Source organism: Marinobacter sp. NFXS9, assembly GCF_040148665.1.
Taxonomy (GTDB): domain Bacteria; phylum Pseudomonadota; class Gammaproteobacteria; order Pseudomonadales; family Oleiphilaceae; genus Marinobacter_A; species Marinobacter_A mangrovi.
The window spans coordinates 269310-284729 of record NZ_JAGDDW010000005.1; the positions used below are offsets into that span (position 1 = coordinate 269310).

The 15420-nt window shown below is 60.7% G+C and carries 11 protein-coding genes; 2 read left to right on the forward strand and 9 right to left on the reverse strand.

The features are described 5' to 3' along the window. Nucleotides 1-46 precede the first annotated feature (46 nt). Nucleotides 47-1993, reverse strand: a complete 1947-nt coding sequence (gene ftsH / locus J3364_RS10505) for an ATP-dependent zinc metalloprotease FtsH (protein WP_123636131.1) — start codon at nucleotides 1991-1993, stop codon at nucleotides 47-49. 186 nt (nucleotides 1994-2179) lie between these two features. Beyond that, a complete protein-coding gene (rlmE, locus tag J3364_RS10510; protein WP_349558302.1) occupies nucleotides 2180-2803 on the reverse strand; it encodes a 23S rRNA (uridine(2552)-2'-O)-methyltransferase RlmE in 624 nt (207 codons plus the stop codon). A gap of 185 nt (nucleotides 2804-2988) precedes the next feature. Between rlmE and yhbY the strand changes: the two genes are divergently transcribed. Beyond that, the gene (gene yhbY / locus J3364_RS10515; protein WP_123636133.1) at nucleotides 2989-3300 is read left to right on the forward strand and encodes a ribosome assembly RNA-binding protein YhbY; all 312 of its coding nucleotides are present in this window, start codon (nucleotides 2989-2991) and stop codon (nucleotides 3298-3300) included. 81 nt (nucleotides 3301-3381) lie between these two features. On the opposite strand, the gene greA is transcribed toward yhbY, so the two are convergent. From greA to grpE, 7 genes are all read right to left on the reverse strand, one after another. After that, a complete protein-coding gene (greA, locus tag J3364_RS10520; protein WP_123636134.1) occupies nucleotides 3382-3861 on the reverse strand; it encodes a transcription elongation factor GreA in 480 nt (159 codons plus the stop codon). Between the two features lie 5 nt (nucleotides 3862-3866). Continuing rightward, nucleotides 3867-7082: a carbamoyl-phosphate synthase large subunit gene (gene carB / locus J3364_RS10525; protein ID WP_123636135.1), complete on the reverse strand. Its 3216-nt coding sequence runs from the start codon at nucleotides 7080-7082 to the stop codon at nucleotides 3867-3869. 61 nt (nucleotides 7083-7143) lie between these two features. Beyond that, on the reverse strand, nucleotides 7144-8298 hold the full coding sequence (carA, locus tag J3364_RS10530) for a glutamine-hydrolyzing carbamoyl-phosphate synthase small subunit (RefSeq protein WP_349558304.1): 1155 nt from the start codon (nucleotides 8296-8298) through the stop codon (nucleotides 7144-7146). A 270-nt stretch (nucleotides 8299-8568) separates the two neighbouring features. Continuing rightward, the gene (gene dapB, locus J3364_RS10535) at nucleotides 8569-9372 is read right to left on the reverse strand and encodes a 4-hydroxy-tetrahydrodipicolinate reductase (protein WP_349558305.1); all 804 of its coding nucleotides are present in this window, start codon (nucleotides 9370-9372) and stop codon (nucleotides 8569-8571) included. 11 nt (nucleotides 9373-9383) lie between these two features. Then, a complete protein-coding gene (dnaJ, locus tag J3364_RS10540) occupies nucleotides 9384-10508 on the reverse strand; it encodes a molecular chaperone DnaJ (protein WP_349558306.1) in 1125 nt (374 codons plus the stop codon). Between the two features lie 172 nt (nucleotides 10509-10680). Beyond that, nucleotides 10681-12606 (reverse strand): molecular chaperone DnaK, encoded by a 1926-nt coding sequence (dnaK, locus tag J3364_RS10545; protein ID WP_349558307.1) that lies wholly within the window; start codon nucleotides 12604-12606, stop codon nucleotides 10681-10683. Between the two features lie 122 nt (nucleotides 12607-12728). Further along, entirely contained in the window at nucleotides 12729-13349 is a 621-nt protein-coding gene (gene grpE / locus J3364_RS10550) for a nucleotide exchange factor GrpE (protein ID WP_349558309.1), read from the reverse strand. Nucleotides 13350-13564: 215 nt separating this feature from the next. Here grpE and recN point away from each other — a divergent pair, with 215 nt between their 5' ends. Beyond that, on the forward strand, nucleotides 13565-15244 hold the full coding sequence (gene recN, locus J3364_RS10555) for a DNA repair protein RecN (RefSeq protein WP_349558310.1): 1680 nt from the start codon (nucleotides 13565-13567) through the stop codon (nucleotides 15242-15244). Nucleotides 15245-15420: the final 176 nt, after the last annotated feature.

The following is a 15420-nucleotide window of genomic DNA, read 5'->3' on the forward strand; positions in this document are numbered from 1 at the left end:
CGTTTGAAGGTCTTTCTATCGCTCGGGACGGACCCGACAGCGTCGGTCAGTGCTCCCCAGCGGGACCGCCGATGCCTTCGCCAGGGCGACGACCGGAGTCGCCGCTGCCGGACGCCGGACTCGCTGCCGGCGACGCTTCATCGTCCGGCGCATTGCCACCGGCACCCGGGCCATTCCAACCCTGCGGTGGGCGCGGCGTCTTGCCGGCCATGATGTCGTCGATCTGGTAGCGATCGATGGTCTCGTAGCGCATCAGCGCGTCGGCCATCATTTCCAGCTTGTCGCGATTCTCGATCAGCAGGTTGCGCGCCGTCTCGTAACAATCGTCGATGATGGAACGCACTTCCTCGTCGATCCGCTGGGCCGTTTCCGGCGAGTAGACCGTGTGGCTCTGACCGGCAGAGCGACCCAGGAACGGCTCTTCACTGTCGGTATCGTACTGCAGCGGCCCCAGCTTTTCGGACAGCCCCCAGCGCGTCACCATGTTGCGGGCCAGCGATGTGGCACGCTCGATGTCATTGGACGCACCGGTGGTCACACCCTCGAAGCCCAGCGTCAGCTCCTCGGCAATACGGCCGCCGAACAGACTGCAGATCGAGCTGATCAGATAGCGCTTGGAGTGGCTGTACTTATCCTCTTCCGGCAGGAACATGGTGACACCCAGTGCCCGGCCGCGCGGAATGATACTGACCTTGTACACCGGATCATGTTCCGGCACGAGACGCCCGACAATGGCGTGACCGGATTCGTGATACGCGGTGTTGAGCTTCTCTTTTTCGTTCATGACCATGGATTTGCGCTCGGCGCCCATCATGATCTTGTCCTTGGCCAGCTCCAGCTCTTCCCCGGAGACCAGACGCTGGTTACGGCGCGCCGCAAACAGTGCCGCCTCGTTCACCAGGTTGGCCAGATCAGCACCGGAGAAACCGGGCGTACCGCGGGCGATCACTTTCGGATCGACGCCGTCGGCCAGCGGCACCTTCTTCAGGTGCACCTTGAGGATCTGTTCGCGACCAATGATGTCCGGCAGGTTGACCACCACCTGACGATCGAAACGGCCCGGGCGCAGCAGCGCCGGATCCAGGACATCCGGACGGTTGGTGGCGGCGATGACGATCACGCCTTCGTTGCCCTCGAAACCGTCCATCTCAACCAGCAGCTGGTTCAGGGTCTGCTCACGTTCATCGTGACCACCGCCCAGGCCAGCCCCCCGGTGACGACCGACCGCATCGATCTCATCGATGAAGATGATACAGGGGCTCTGCTTCTTGGCCTGCTCGAACATGTCACGGACACGGGAGGCGCCCACGCCCACGAACATTTCCACGAAATCGGAACCGGAGATGGAGAAGAACGGCACCTTGGCTTCACCAGCAATGGCCTTCGCCAACAGCGTTTTACCGGTACCCGGCGGACCAACCATCAGGACGCCGCGCGGGATGCGACCGCCCAGTCGCTGGAACTTGCTCGGATCCCGCAGGAAGTCCACCAACTCCTTGACGTCTTCCTTCGCCTCGTCGACGCCGGCCACGTCAGAGAAGGTGGTCTTGATCTGGTCCTCGCTCATCAGGCGAGCCTTGCTCTTACCGAACGACATGGGGCCTTTGCCGCCACCACCGCCCTGCATCTGTCGCATAAAGAACACGAACAGCGCGATGATGATCAGAATCGGGAACGAGGCGACCAGCAACTGCGTCCAGATGCTTTGACGGTCCGGCTCCTTACCCACAATCTCGACATTGTTGGCAAGCAGATCGTCCATCAACTTGTTATCCGGCACTTGCGGGCGAATCGTCTGGAAACGGGTGTTGTCTTCACGCACACCCTGGATCTCCAGGCCGTCCACCGTCACCTGCTTGACTTGTCCCTGTTGCACCATCTGTACGAACTGGGAGTAATTGACCTGCTGTCCACTCGTCGTCGGAGAGAAGTTTTGGAAAACCATCAGCAGGACGGCTGCTATGATCAGCCAGAGAACCAGATTTTTAGCCATATCGTTCAAGGATCATCACCTGTGAATGTAAGGGCCACCGCCGGGGCCGCCCCGCAAGAAGATAACCGGATGTCAAGCCGGCAACCCCTTCTACCTCAACCTTACATCAATTGTACGCCCCTTAACTAGGAATGGCGCAGTGTCCGAAGACGACCTGTCGCCGACAGCAACCCGTTAATGGACGCTTCAGGCGCCACGAAAACCGCGACACACCTGATAGACTTCGCGAGAACGGGACCGGGAGGCTCCCGGCTTGCGACTCACGACGGTCCTGAAATTCGTTTTCATATCCTTGAGCAGGGAATCGAAGCCCTCGCCCTGGAATACCTTTGCCACAAAAACGCCGTCCGGCCTCAGGACCTGCTTGGCCATATCCAGCGCCAGCTCCACCAGATCCATCGCCTTGGGAATATCAACGGCAGGCATACCACTCATATTGGGGGCCATATCCGAAATTACAACGTCGGCACGCGCCTCACCCAGTAAATCCAGCAATTTGTCCAGTACGGACTGCTCCGTGAAATCCCCCTGCAGGAAGTCCACGCCGGCAATCGGATTCATGTCCAGGATGTCACTGGCCACGACTCGTCCGTTGTGCCCAATGCGCTCCATTGCCACCTGGGACCAGCCGCCCGGCGCCGCGCCGAGGTCCACAACCACTTGTCCTGGTTTAAAAAAACGGTCTTTGTCGTCCAGCTCAATCAGCTTGTAGCTGGCCCGGGAGCGATAACCATCGACCTGCGAGCGTTTGACGTATTCGTCATCAAAATGCTCTTTCAACCAGCGCTTGCTGGATTTGGAACGCGCCAAACCGAACCTCCAATAACAGACGGGGCGACGGAGACGTTAAAATGCCCGAAGTTACCCAGCCTAATAATACGTAGTGACAGCGATTCACCGCCCGCGGGCGTGCTGCTACAATCCGTCGATTATACGGGATTGGCGCAGTGACTGCCGCCCGACATTTTAAATCGTATTGATAAAGAGACTGAATTATGAGCCTGTCGCCCGAACAACGGCGCGCCTATCGCGCCATAGCCCATCATCTGAAGCCGGTCGTGATTATCGGCGACAAGGGGCTGAGCGAAGGCCTGCAACAGGAGCTGGACCGTGCCCTGAATGATCACGAGCTGATCAAGGTGAAAATCGCCAGCCCGGATCGCGACGAGCGTCAGGCGGCGATTGAGGCGGTCTGCCAGGAAGCCGGCGCGGAACTGGTGCAGATGATCGGCAAGAACGCCGTCATCCTGCGTCGGGCTGAGAAACCCAACCCCAAGCTGTCGAACCTTCAACGCTACAAGGACTGAGCCACAGGACCTTTCGACTTCGGGATTCGGGACACACAAAAAAGCCGGCTGACGCCGGCTTTTCTGCATTCAGGCCAGCGATCAAAGATGCTCAACGGCCTCGATTTCGTACTCAACGGTGCCGGAAGGCACACGGACGGCGACGACGTCACCCTCGTTCTTGCCGATCAGAGCTCGGGCGATCGGTGACGTAACGGAAAGCTTGCCAGCCTTGATATCCGCCTCATCCTCGCCGCAGATCTGGTACTGAACTTCCTCGTCCGTATCGACATTGATCAGCTTGACGGTCACACCAAAGATCACCTTACCGGTATTGTCCATCTTGGTAACGTCAATGATCTGGGCGGCAGACAGCTTGGATTCGATCTCCTGAATCCGGCCTTCGATGAAGCTCTGCTGCTCACGCGCGGCATGGTATTCCGCGTTTTCCTTCAGGTCGCCGTGCTCACGGGCCTCGGCGATGGCTTCGATAACACGGGGACGATCTTCGCTCTTGAGCTTCTTCAGCTCAGCACGAAGCGCCGCCTCACCGCTCACCGTCATCGGCACTCGATTGTTCATAACGTTCAAATTCCTGCGTGCAAGTCCTGAAGCCGACGTACCGTCCGCTCCGGTCCAAATTTAATGGCGCGGCAGAAGGCTTCGCCACCTGCCAGCGTGGTTGTGTAGGTCACCTTGTGCTGAAGCGCAGATTGGCGGATCTGGGCTGAATCAGAGATCGCCTTGCGCCCTTCTGTGGTGTTGATGATCAGCTGGATCTGACCGTTCTTGATATCGTCCACGATGTGCGGCCGGCCTTCACGCACCTTGTTCACGCGCTCGACCTCAATTCCCGCGTCCTTCAGGGCCGCGGCGGTGCCCGTGGTGGCCACCAGGCGGAATCCCGCGTCAATCAGGTCGCGTGCGACGGTAATCGCGCCCGGCTTATCCACATCGCGTACGGAGATGAAGGCCGTCCCCTTGTCCGGCAGACGGGTGCCTGACGCCAGTGACGCCTTGGCAAACGCCTCGTCGAAACTGTCACCCAGGCCCATCACCTCACCGGTGGACTTCATTTCCGGTCCCAGGATCGGGTCCACCGACGGGAACTTGTTGAACGGGAACACAGACTCTTTCACCGCATAGTACGTGGGCACCACCTCTTCGGTGAAGCCCTGCTCCTGCAGGCTGATGCCCGCCATGCAACGCGCGGCGACCTTGGCCAGGGACACGCCGATGGCCTTGGACACGAACGGCACGGTGCGTGAGGCCCGCGGGTTTACTTCGATCACGTAGATGGTGTCGTCCTGCCAGGCCAGCTGGACGTTCATCAGGCCGACGACTTCCAGTTCGATCGCCATGCGCTTGACGGTCTCGCGCATTTCGTCCTGCACCGCCTTGGGCAGCGTGTACGGCGGCAGCGAGCAGGCGGAGTCACCGGAGTGTACGCCGGCCTGTTCGATGTGCTGCATGATACCGCCGATCACCACGTCCTTGCCGTCACTGACCGCATCGATATCCACCTCGATGGCGGCATTGAGGAAGTGATCCAGCAGCACCGGGCTGTCGTTGGAGACCAGCACGGCGTTGCGCATGTAGCGCACCAGCTCTTCTTCGTCGTAGACGATTTCCATGGCCCGTCCACCCAGGACGTAGGACGGACGCACCACCAGCGGGTAGCCGATTTCGCGGGCCACCAGCACGCCTTCCTCATGACTGCGCACGGTCGCGTTCTGCGGCTGGCGCAGATTGAGGCGATTGATCATCTGCTGGAAGCGCTCACGGTCTTCCGCGCGGTCGATCGCGTCCGGCGTGGTGCCGATGATCGGCACGCCGGCCGCTTCCAGCCCCCGGGCCAGCTTCAGCGGCGTCTGGCCGCCGAACTGGACGATCACGCCCGCCGGCTTCTCGAGGTTCACGATTTCCAGGACGTCCTCCAGGGTAATCGGCTCGAAGTAGAGGCGATCGGAGGTGTCGTAGTCGGTGGAGACCGTTTCCGGGTTGCAGTTGATCATGATGGTCTCGTAACCGTCCTCGCGCATGGCGAAGGCGGCGTGGACACAGCAGTAGTCAAACTCGATGCCCTGGCCGATCCGGTTGGGACCGCCGCCGATGACGACAATCTTCTTGCGGTCCGACGTCTCGGCTTCGCACTCTTCCTCGTAGGTGGAGTACATGTAGGCCGTGGAGGAGGCGAATTCCGCCGCACAGGTGTCGACCCGCTTGTAGACCGGGCGGATGCCCAGGTCGTGGCGGTGCTTGCGCAGGCTGGACTCGGAAATGCTCAGCAGCTTGGCCAGTCGCGAATCCGAAAAGCCCTTGCGCTTCAGGCGGAACAGGGTCGCGTGATCGATGTCGCTCTTGCCGGCCGTCTTCAGCGCTGCTTCTTCCTTGATCAGATCCTCGATCTGGATCAGGTACCAGGGATCCACCTTGGTGTGGCGGTAGATCTCGTCCACGGTCATGCCGGCGCGGAAGGCGTCGCCGATGTACCAGATGCGCTGCGCGCCAGGCACGTTCATTTCCTGGATCAGGGTCTCGCGACCGTCCTCGGTGGTGACGTCAACCATCTCCTCGAAGCCTTCAGAGCCCACTTCCAGGCCACGCAGGGCTTTCTGAACGGATTCCTGGAAGGTCCGACCGATGGCCATGACCTCACCCACGGACTTCATCTGGGTGGTCAGGCGGGCGTCGGCCTGGGGGAACTTCTCGAAGGTGAACCGGGGGATCTTGGTGACCACATAGTCGATGCTCGGCTCGAACGAGGCCGGGGTCACGCCGCCGGTGATGTCGTTCTGCAGCTCGTCGAGGGTGTAGCCCACCGCCAGCTTGGCCGCGACCTTGGCGATCGGGAAGCCGGTGGCCTTGGACGCCAGCGCCGAGGAGCGGGACACCCGCGGGTTCATCTCGATCACCACCATGCGGCCGGTGTCCGGATTGATGCCGAACTGGACGTTGGAGCCGCCGGTTTCCACGCCGATCTCACGCAGGACCGCCAGGGAGGCGTTCCGCATGATCTGGTATTCCTTGTCGGTCAGGGTCTGCGCCGGGGCGACGGTAATGGAGTCGCCCGTGTGCACGCCCATGGCGTCGAAGTTCTCGATGGCGCAGACGATGATGCAGTTGTCGTTCTTGTCCCGAACGACCTCCATCTCGTATTCCTTCCAGCCGATCAGGGACTCGTCGATCAGCAGCTCATTGGTCGGCGACAGGTCCAGGCCACGCTCACAGATCTCCTCGAACTCTTCCCGGTTGTACGCAATACCGCCGCCAGAGCCGCCCATGGTGAAGGACGGGCGGATGATGCAGGGGAAGCCGATGTTGTCGAGCACCTGCAGGGCTTCTTCCATGGAGTGCGCCAGGGACGCGCGCGGACACTCCAGACCGATGGCCTTCATCGCCTGGTCGAAGCGGTCACGGTCCTCGGCCTTGTCGATGGTGTCAGCGTTGGCGCCAATCATTTCCACACCGAACTCCGCCAGCACGCCGTGCTTTTCCAGATCCAGCGCGCAGTTCAGCGCGGTCTGGCCACCCATGGTGGGCAGCAGCGCATCCGGACGCTCTTTCTCGATGATCTTGGACACCGTCTTCCAGGTGATCGGCTCGATGTAGGTAGCATCGGCCATCGCCGGGTCGGTCATGATGGTCGCCGGGTTGGAGTTCACCAGGATGACCCGGTAGCCCTCCTCGCGCAGCGCCTTACACGCCTGGGCCCCGGAATAGTCGAACTCACACGCCTGCCCGATGACGATGGGGCCGGCACCCAGGATCAGGATGCTCTTGATATCAGTACGTTTTGGCATTTCTCAGTAAACCTGTCAGCAGCTTGAGTCAGTCGTCAGCATTGGCCGCTTACCGCGGCGTTCAGCGGCGCACCTCAGGAGGCTTGCGAGCCGGCCCGTCCATCAGGCGAATAAAGGTGTCGAACAGCGGCGCCACGTCATGCGGTCCCGGGCTCGCTTCCGGGTGCCCCTGGAAGCTGTAGGCCGGGCGGTCCGTGCGTCGGATACCCTGCAGGGTGCCGTCGAACAGGGATTTATGCGTCATCTCCAGGTTATCCGGCAGCGTGGATTCATCCACCGCGAAACCGTGGTTCTGACTGGTGATCATCACAGTACCGTCTTCCAGGTTCTGCACCGGGTGGTTGGCACCGTGGTGGCCGTGACCCATCTTCAGGGTCTTGGCGCCACTGGCCAGGGCCAGCAGCTGGTGGCCGAGACAGATACCGAAGACCGGCACCTCGGTCTCAAGAATGTCGCTGATCGCCTTGATGGCGTAATCGCAGGGCTCGGGATCGCCGGGGCCATTGGACAGGAAGATGCCGTCAGGATTCATCGCCAGCACCTCGGAGGCCGGCGTCTGCGGCGGCACAACCGTCACGTCGCAGCCGCGGGCGGCGAGCATGCGCAGGATGTTGTACTTGATGCCGTAATCGAAGGCGACCACCTTGTACTTGGGTGATTCCAGCTCTCCGTAACCACCGCCCTCCAGGGACCATTCTGTCTGGCTCCACTGGTAGGTCGTCTTGCTGCCGACTTCCTTGGCCAGGTCCATGCCCTTGAGCCCCGGGAAGGCGTTCGCCAGTTCCAGAGCGCGTTCTTCTGTGGCATGCTCGCCAGCGACTATCGCGCCGTTCTGGGAACCTTTGTCCCGCAGGATACGCGTCAGGCGGCGGGTGTCGATATCGGCAATGCCGATCACATTGTTGTCCCGCAGGTAGGCGTCAAGCGTCTTGGTCTGGCGCCAGCTGCTGGCCATCAGCGGCAGATCGCGGATGATCAGGCCGGCCGCCTGGATACCGGCGGACTCGACGTCTTCGTCGTTGACGCCGGTATTGCCGATATGGGGATAGGTCAGGGTGACGATCTGGCGAGCGTAGGACGGATCGGTCAGGATTTCCTGGTAGCCCGTCATGGCGGTATTGAAGACGACTTCGCCACTGGTTTCGCCGTCAGCGCCGATGGCGATTCCTTTGAACAGGCTTCCGTCTGCGAGCGCAAGGATTGCTGGTGTACTCAAGGCTTGTATCCTCATCGAGTGGCGTATCGTTGGTTCCGAAACGGACCGGCTCTCTCGCCCGGGCTAAAGAGGCCGCCCCTAACGTCACGAACAGGAGCGCAAGCGCAAATTCAGGTCGCAAAAAAGCGAGAGGGAGATTATGACTCCGTCCCGCTTTTTTCGTTGCCGATGGAGGGCTGCCGCCTTCCCGGCTTTTAAAACCACGCTTGGTGCAGTTAAACCGCCTTATTGTAAAAAATTTGGCGATCACTGTCCATGACTAATGGCCGCTCAGCTTTTGAGGTCGAGCACGTCCTGCATGTCATAGAGACCTGCCGGGCGCTCTGCCAACCACTGCGCCGCACGCACGGCGCCGCGGGCAAAGGTCATCCGGCTACTGGCCTTGTGGGTGATCTCGATTCGCTCGCCGATACCGGCAAACAACACCGTATGATCCCCGACTACATCGCCGGCACGGATGGTCTCAAAGCCGATCTCCTTACGCGGACGCTCGCCGACAAAACCTTCACGGCCGTAGACGGCACACTCTTTCAGATCACGCCCCAGCGCCTCGGCAACCACCTCGCCCATCCGAACCGCCGTGCCGGACGGCGAGTCCTTCTTGTGCCTGTGGTGCGCCTCGATGATTTCCACATCGTAGTCATCACCGAGCACCTGGGCCGCGGTGCGCAAAAGGTTGAGCGCGACGTTGACGCCGACACTCATATTGGGCGCGAAAACAACCGGCACGGATTCGGTAGCCTGCCGCAGCTCGACTTTCTCCGCTTCGGTCATGCCGGTGGTCCCGATCACCATCCGCTTGCCGTGACGGCCGCAGAAGCGGGCATTCTCCAGTGTCAGGTCCGGGAAGGTGAAATCGATGAGGACGTCGAAGGCGTCCTCAACCGCGGCCAGGTTATCCACAAGGGTAACTCCGTTGCGACCGATGCCAGCCACTTCACCGGCATCGGCGCCCACCAGACTGCTGCCCGGCTCGACAACGGCGGCGCTCAGGTCGAGACCGTCCGCCTCGTCGATCGCCTCCACCAGCGTCTTGCCCATGCGCCCGGCGGCGCCCATGATTGCTACCCTCATATCCTCAATCCTTAGAATTTCATTTCGTCGAAGAAGCTTTTCACGCCCTCGAACCACGAGGTCTTGCGCGGCGCATGGCTGGAAGCGCTCTGACCGTCCAGCGTCTGCTGAAATTCTTCCATCAGCTCTTTCTGGCGCTTGGTCAGGTTGACCGGCGTTTCCACGACCACCCGGCACAGCAAGTCACCAGCCGGCCCACCGCGCACCGGAGTCACCCCCTTGTTGCGCAGACGGAACAGCTTGCCCGTCTGGGTTTCCGCCGGGATCTTCAGCTTCACGCGGCCATCCAGGGTGGGCACCTCCAGCTCGCCGCCCAGCGTCGCATCGACAATGCTGATGGGCACTTCACAGTACAGGTTACGCCCATCGCGGGTGAAAATCGCGTGTTCACGCACAGCGACCTGCACGTAAAGATCGCCCGCCGGACCGCCATCCATGCCCATCTCGCCTTCGCCGGAGAGGCGGATACGATCACCGGTGTCGACACCCGGAGGCACTTTCACAGACAGGGTCTTCGCCTGCTCAACCCGACCGGCGCCGTGACACTTCTTACACGGATTCTTGATGACCTTCCCAGAACCCCGACAGGTGGGGCACGCCTGCTGTACGGCGAAAAAACCCTGTTGCATCCGCACCTGGCCGATACCGCCACAGGTGCCACAGGTTTCCGGCTGACTGCCCTTGGCCGCGCCGGAACCGTCACAGGTATCGCACTCGACATGCCCCGGCACCTTGATCTGAACCGTCGTGCCCTTGACCGCTTGTTCAAGATCCAGCTCCAGGGTGTAGCGCAGGTCCGCACCGCGGTTACTGCGACCCCGGCCACCACCAAAGATGTCACCAAAGACATCGCCGAAGATATCGGAGAAACTGGCGCCGCCGCCACCGAAGCCACCACCGCCGGCCTGACCATCCACGCCGGCGTGGCCGAATTGATCGTAGGCGCTGCGCTTGCTCGAATCCGCCAGGATCTCGTAGGCCTCACTGGCTTCCTTGAATTTGTTCTCGGCCTCTTCGTCATCCGGATTCCGGTCCGGATGGTATTTCATCGCAAGCTTGCGATACGCGCGTTTTATCTCTTTCTCATCTGCATCCCGGGAGACTCCGAGAATGTCGTAATAATCGCGTTTGGCCATGTTCTGATACCCGTTGCAGATCCCGCCAGCCCGGAATCTTATGACTGCTCCGTGAGCACTGGCATTCGACCCAGACCGGACCGATGCGACTCACAAATTTCCAACCCATCAAACGCGCAAAACGCGGGAAGCTGACTCCCCGCGTTTTGCGACGCTCATGAAGACATGAATATTACCGCTTGTCTTCGTCTTTGACCTCTTCGAACTCGGCATCGACAGCATCGTCGCCGCTGGACTGGGCCTGTTCGCCCTGCCCTTCAGCCTGGGCACCCTGCTCGGCCTGATCGGCGTACATCTTCTGAGCCAGTTCGGAAGACGCTTCGGTCAGTTTCTGGGTCTTGGCTTCGATGTCGTCCTTGTCGTCGCCTTTCAGGGCTTCTTCCAGCTCGCTGATGGCGCTTTCAATGGACTCTTTCTCCTGCTCAGTGACCTTATCGCCGGCTTCGCTCAGAGTCTTGCGAACGGCGTGGATCATGCCGTCACCCTGGTTGCGCACCTGGACCAGTTCCTCGAACTTACGATCGTCCTCGGCATTGGCCTCGGCGTCGGCGACCATCTTCTCGATTTCGTCCTCGTTCAGACCGGAAGAGGCCTTGATCACGATGGACTGTTCTTTGCCCGTCGCCTTGTCCTTCGCAGACACGTTCAGAATACCGTTGGCATCGATGTCGAAGGTGACTTCGATCTGCGGTACACCGCGCGGTGCCGGCGGGATATCGGCCAGGTCGAAACGACCCAGTGACTTGTTCTGGGACGCCTGCTTGCGCTCACCCTGGACCACGTGAATGGTCACAGCGGTCTGGTTGTCATCCGCGGTCGAGAAGGTCTGCGACTTCTTGGTCGGAATCGTGGTGTTCTTCTCGATCAGCGACGTGGCCACACCGCCCATGGTTTCGATACCCAGGGTCAGCGGAGTGACATCCAGCAGCAGGACGTCTTTCACATCGCCGGACAGAACCGCGGCCTGGATGGCAGCACCCATGGCAACCGCTTCGTCCGGGTTCACGTCTTTGCGCGCATCCTTACCGAAGAAATTCTTCACTTTTTCCTGGACCTTCGGCATCCGGGTCTGACCACCGACCAGGATCACTTCGTCGATGTCGCTGGCGTCAACGCCGGAGTCTTTCAGAGCCACCTTGCACGGCTCCAGACTGCGATCGACCAGCTCTTCAACCAGCGCTTCCAGCTTGGCGCGGGTCAGCTTGACGTTCATGTGCTTCGGACCACTCTGATCCGCCGTGATGTACGGCAGGTTGACGTCGGTCTGCTGGCTGCTGGACAGCTCGATCTTCGCCTTTTCGGCCGCTTCCTTCAGGCGCTGCATGGCCAGGGAGTCGCCGCGCAGGTCGATGCCACTGTCTTTCTTGAACTGGTCCGCCAGGTACTCGATGATCTTCAGGTCGAAGTCTTCACCACCCAGGAACGTGTCCCCGTTGGTGGCCAGCACTTCAAACTGGTGCTCACCGTCGACGTCGGCGATCTCGATGATGGAGATATCGAAGGTACCACCACCCAGGTCGTAGACGGCTACCGTGCGATCACCGCTCTTCTTGTCCAGGCCATAGGCCAAGGCAGCCGCAGTCGGCTCGTTGATGATCCGCTTCACGTCCAGGCCCGCGATCTTGCCGGCGTCCTTGGTCGCCTGACGCTGGCTGTCGTTGAAGTAGGCCGGAACGGTGATGACCGCTTCGGTAACCTTCTCGCCGAGATAGTCCTCAGCGGTCTTCTTCATCTTCTTCAGCACTTCCGCAGACACCTGCGGCGGCGCCATCTTCTTGCCTTTCACTTCAACCCAGGCGTCACCGTTGTCCGCCTTGGTGATCTTGTACGGCACCATCTTGATGTCTTTCTGAACGACGTTATCTTCGAAACGACGGCCGATCAGACGCTTGATGGCGTAAAGGGTGTTACTCGGGTTGGTCACCGCCTGACGCTTGGCGGACTGACCCACCAGCGTTTCACCCTCTTCGGTGTATGCGATGATGGACGGCGTCGTGCGATCGCCTTCCGCGTTTTCAATCACCTTGACCTTGTCGCCATCCATGATGGCTACACAAGAGTTGGTGGTGCCCAGGTCGATACCAATAATCTTGCTCATTGAATGACTCCAGTTCCTTTTATTCCTAAGCTCTGTTCTGCCCGAATCAGCATGCGTGGGATGCTGTCATTCTGTCGGCTTGCGAACCGTTTACTGCCTATATTGGCTCAGACGTTTCTTTTTCAAGCCTGCTCGTCGATTTTTGCGCCGTCTTCCGGTCGAGCGACCACAACCATGGCCGGACGTACCAGGCGCTCATTGAGGGTGTACCCCTTCTGGATGCAAGCCACGACGCTGTTCGGCTCGGCATCCGGCGCCGGCACCATGGACATGGCCTCGTGCAGCTGCGGATCGAACGGCTCACCGACCGGGTCGACCCGCTTCACGTTGAACTTCTCGAGGCTGTTCATCAGCAGGTTCAGCGTCATCTCGGCGCCTTCGCGGATGGACGCGACAACGTCGTCTGACGACGCCTTGCCTTCGGTGCTTTCAACGGCCTTTTCCAGGCTGTCCGCGACGGGCAACAGCTCCTTGACGAACTTCTCCAGCGCGAACTTGCGAGCCTTCTCGACATCGATTTCGGCGCGACGACGCACGTTCTGCATTTCCGCCTGTGTCCGCAGGACCTGATCCTTTTGCTCGGCAAGCTTTGCCTGCAGCGCCTCGACCTCGCTCAATTCACCCTGCGACTCGCCTTCCGGAGCCGAGGTTTCGCCGGCACCAGCGTCGGCCTGCGCAGTCTCCTCAGAGGCCTCTTTCAACTCGTCTTCCACGTTCTGGTTACGGGTTTCTTCTGCGCTCATCAGTCACTCCTGATCAATCATCGATGACGGCTCGGCCGCCCTTCTTGAATAGCTTGCCAGCGAATATGGGGACAGCTCACCGGGCTTTCAACCGCTTTTGCAACGATTGCTTGCAACCAGCAAAAATACTGTATACATTCACAGGTACTGTATATTTGACCAGATGCCGGGCGCCGTCGCCTTGGCAGCACCGTCGAACAGGACTGGAGCCTCTCATGCTGAATCAACTGATCGTCGCCAACTACGCCATTGCCGAGCGCGTCGAACTACAGTTCCGCCAGGGCATGACCACGCTGACCGGGGAGACCGGCGCCGGTAAATCCATTGTTCTCGACGCCCTCGGGCTGGTACTGGGCGGGCGCGCCGATGCGGGGGCCGTACGCCACGGCGCCAAGCGGGCGGACATTACCGCCAGCTTCGACGTGCGCCGCATCGCCGAGGCCCGAGAGTGGCTGGAAGCCCATGATCTGGATGAAGACAACGACTGCATCCTGCGCCGCGTGATCAGCAAGGACGGCCGCTCCCGCGCCTACATCAACGGTCAACCATGTCCACTGGCCGATCTGCGGGAACTGGGCGGCATGCTGATGGACATCCACAGCCAGCATCAGCACCAGTCATTGCTACAGAAAGAAACCCACCGCAAACTGCTGGACGAATTCGCCGACGCCGACAAGCTGGCCAGCGACGTCCGTGCCGCCTGGAAAACCTGGCACCAGACCCAGCAGCGACTGGAAGAGTTGCGCGGTAACCGCGACGAGAACGAGGCCCGCCTGCAATTGCTGCGCTACCAGGTAGAGGAACTTGACCGCCTGGCGCTGGAAGACGGCGAGCTGGACAACCTGGAAGCCGAGCAGGCCCGCCTGAGTCACGCTGAAACCGTCCTGCACAATTGCCACCAGGCGTCCGTCCTGTGCAGTGAGGACGAGCCCAGTGCGGCCAGCCTGATCCAGCAGGCCCTGCAACAGCTCGAGCAGCTGCCGGTCGAGGTGCCGGCCTTGGCCGACACCCTGCAAATGCTGAACGAGGCCCAGATTCAGGTCAGCGAAGCCGGCAATAACCTGCGCCATTTCGTGGAAGACTACGACGCCGACCCGGCTCGCCTCGAAGAAGTCGAGGAACGATTGAGCACGATTTATGACCTGGCCCGTAAACATCGGGTTTCCCCGGAAACCCTCGGGGAACTGCACACCCAGCTACAGACTGAACTGGAGCAACTGGACGGTGGCGAAGGCAGCCTGGAGCGTCTGGAGGCGGATGCCATGGAACTGAACGATAACTGGCAATCGAAAGCGGACGAACTGACCGCCCGGCGCGAGAAAGCCGCGGCCGAACTCGACGGTCGTATCGCCGAAGAGCTGGCCCACCTGAGCATGCCGTCCGTTCAATTCGTCACCCGACTGGCCCGTCACGAGAAAGCCGCGCCCTCACCGGTTGGCAACGAGGACGTCGAGTTCCTGATCAGCGCCAACCCGGGCCAGCCGGCGCGCTCGCTGAGCAAGGTCGCCTCAGGCGGCGAACTTTCACGGATCAGCCTGGCCATTCAGGTGGTCGTGGCCCAGACCTCAACCATCCCCACGCTGGTCTTCGACGAAGTGGATGTGGGCATTGGCGGCGGCACCGCCGAAGTGGTTGGTCGGCTGCTGCGCCAGTTGGGCGACAACGGCCAGGTGCTGTGTGTCACACACCTGCCACAGGTCGCAGCCCAGGCTCACCAGCACCTGTTTGTCAGCAAGTTCAGCGAACAGGACGCCACCTTCTCACGGATCGAAACGTTGAACGACGACGGTCGCGTCAAGGAAGTGGCCCGGATGCTCGGCGGCGTCGACATGACCGAGCAGACCCTGGCCCATGCCCAGGAGATGTTCCAGAAGGGACAGGCTACGCATCACTGACACCCCTGCTGGCCATCCCGGGCCAGGCGGGCGTCAATAACGCATTCCGCGCCGCGGATATTTCCCCCACGCTCAACCCCGAGCGTTTACTGAGGCAGCCTTCGGGTCTGCCTCTTTTTTTTGCGTGCTGGAATATCGCGGCAGTGCGCCCTTTACGCCGCACAAACAAAAACGCC

Coding starts and splice junctions, on each gene's coding strand:
- yhbY (WP_123636133.1), top strand. CDS start 2,989: ATGAGCCTGTCGCCCGAACAACGGCGCGCCTATCGCGCCATAGCCCAT.
- dapB (WP_349558305.1), bottom strand. CDS start 9,372: ATGAGGGTAGCAATCATGGGCGCCGCCGGGCGCATGGGCAAGACGCTG.
- ftsH (WP_123636131.1), bottom strand. CDS start 1,993: ATGGCTAAAAATCTGGTTCTCTGGCTGATCATAGCAGCCGTCCTGCTG.
- dnaK (WP_349558307.1), bottom strand. CDS start 12,606: ATGAGCAAGATTATTGGTATCGACCTGGGCACCACCAACTCTTGTGTA.
- grpE (WP_349558309.1), bottom strand. CDS start 13,349: ATGAGCGCAGAAGAAACCCGTAACCAGAACGTGGAAGACGAGTTGAAA.
- carB (WP_123636135.1), bottom strand. CDS start 7,082: ATGCCAAAACGTACTGATATCAAGAGCATCCTGATCCTGGGTGCCGGC.
- greA (WP_123636134.1), bottom strand. CDS start 3,861: ATGAACAATCGAGTGCCGATGACGGTGAGCGGTGAGGCGGCGCTTCGT.
- recN (WP_349558310.1), top strand. CDS start 13,565: ATGCTGAATCAACTGATCGTCGCCAACTACGCCATTGCCGAGCGCGTC.
- dnaJ (WP_349558306.1), bottom strand. CDS start 10,508: ATGGCCAAACGCGATTATTACGACATTCTCGGAGTCTCCCGGGATGCA.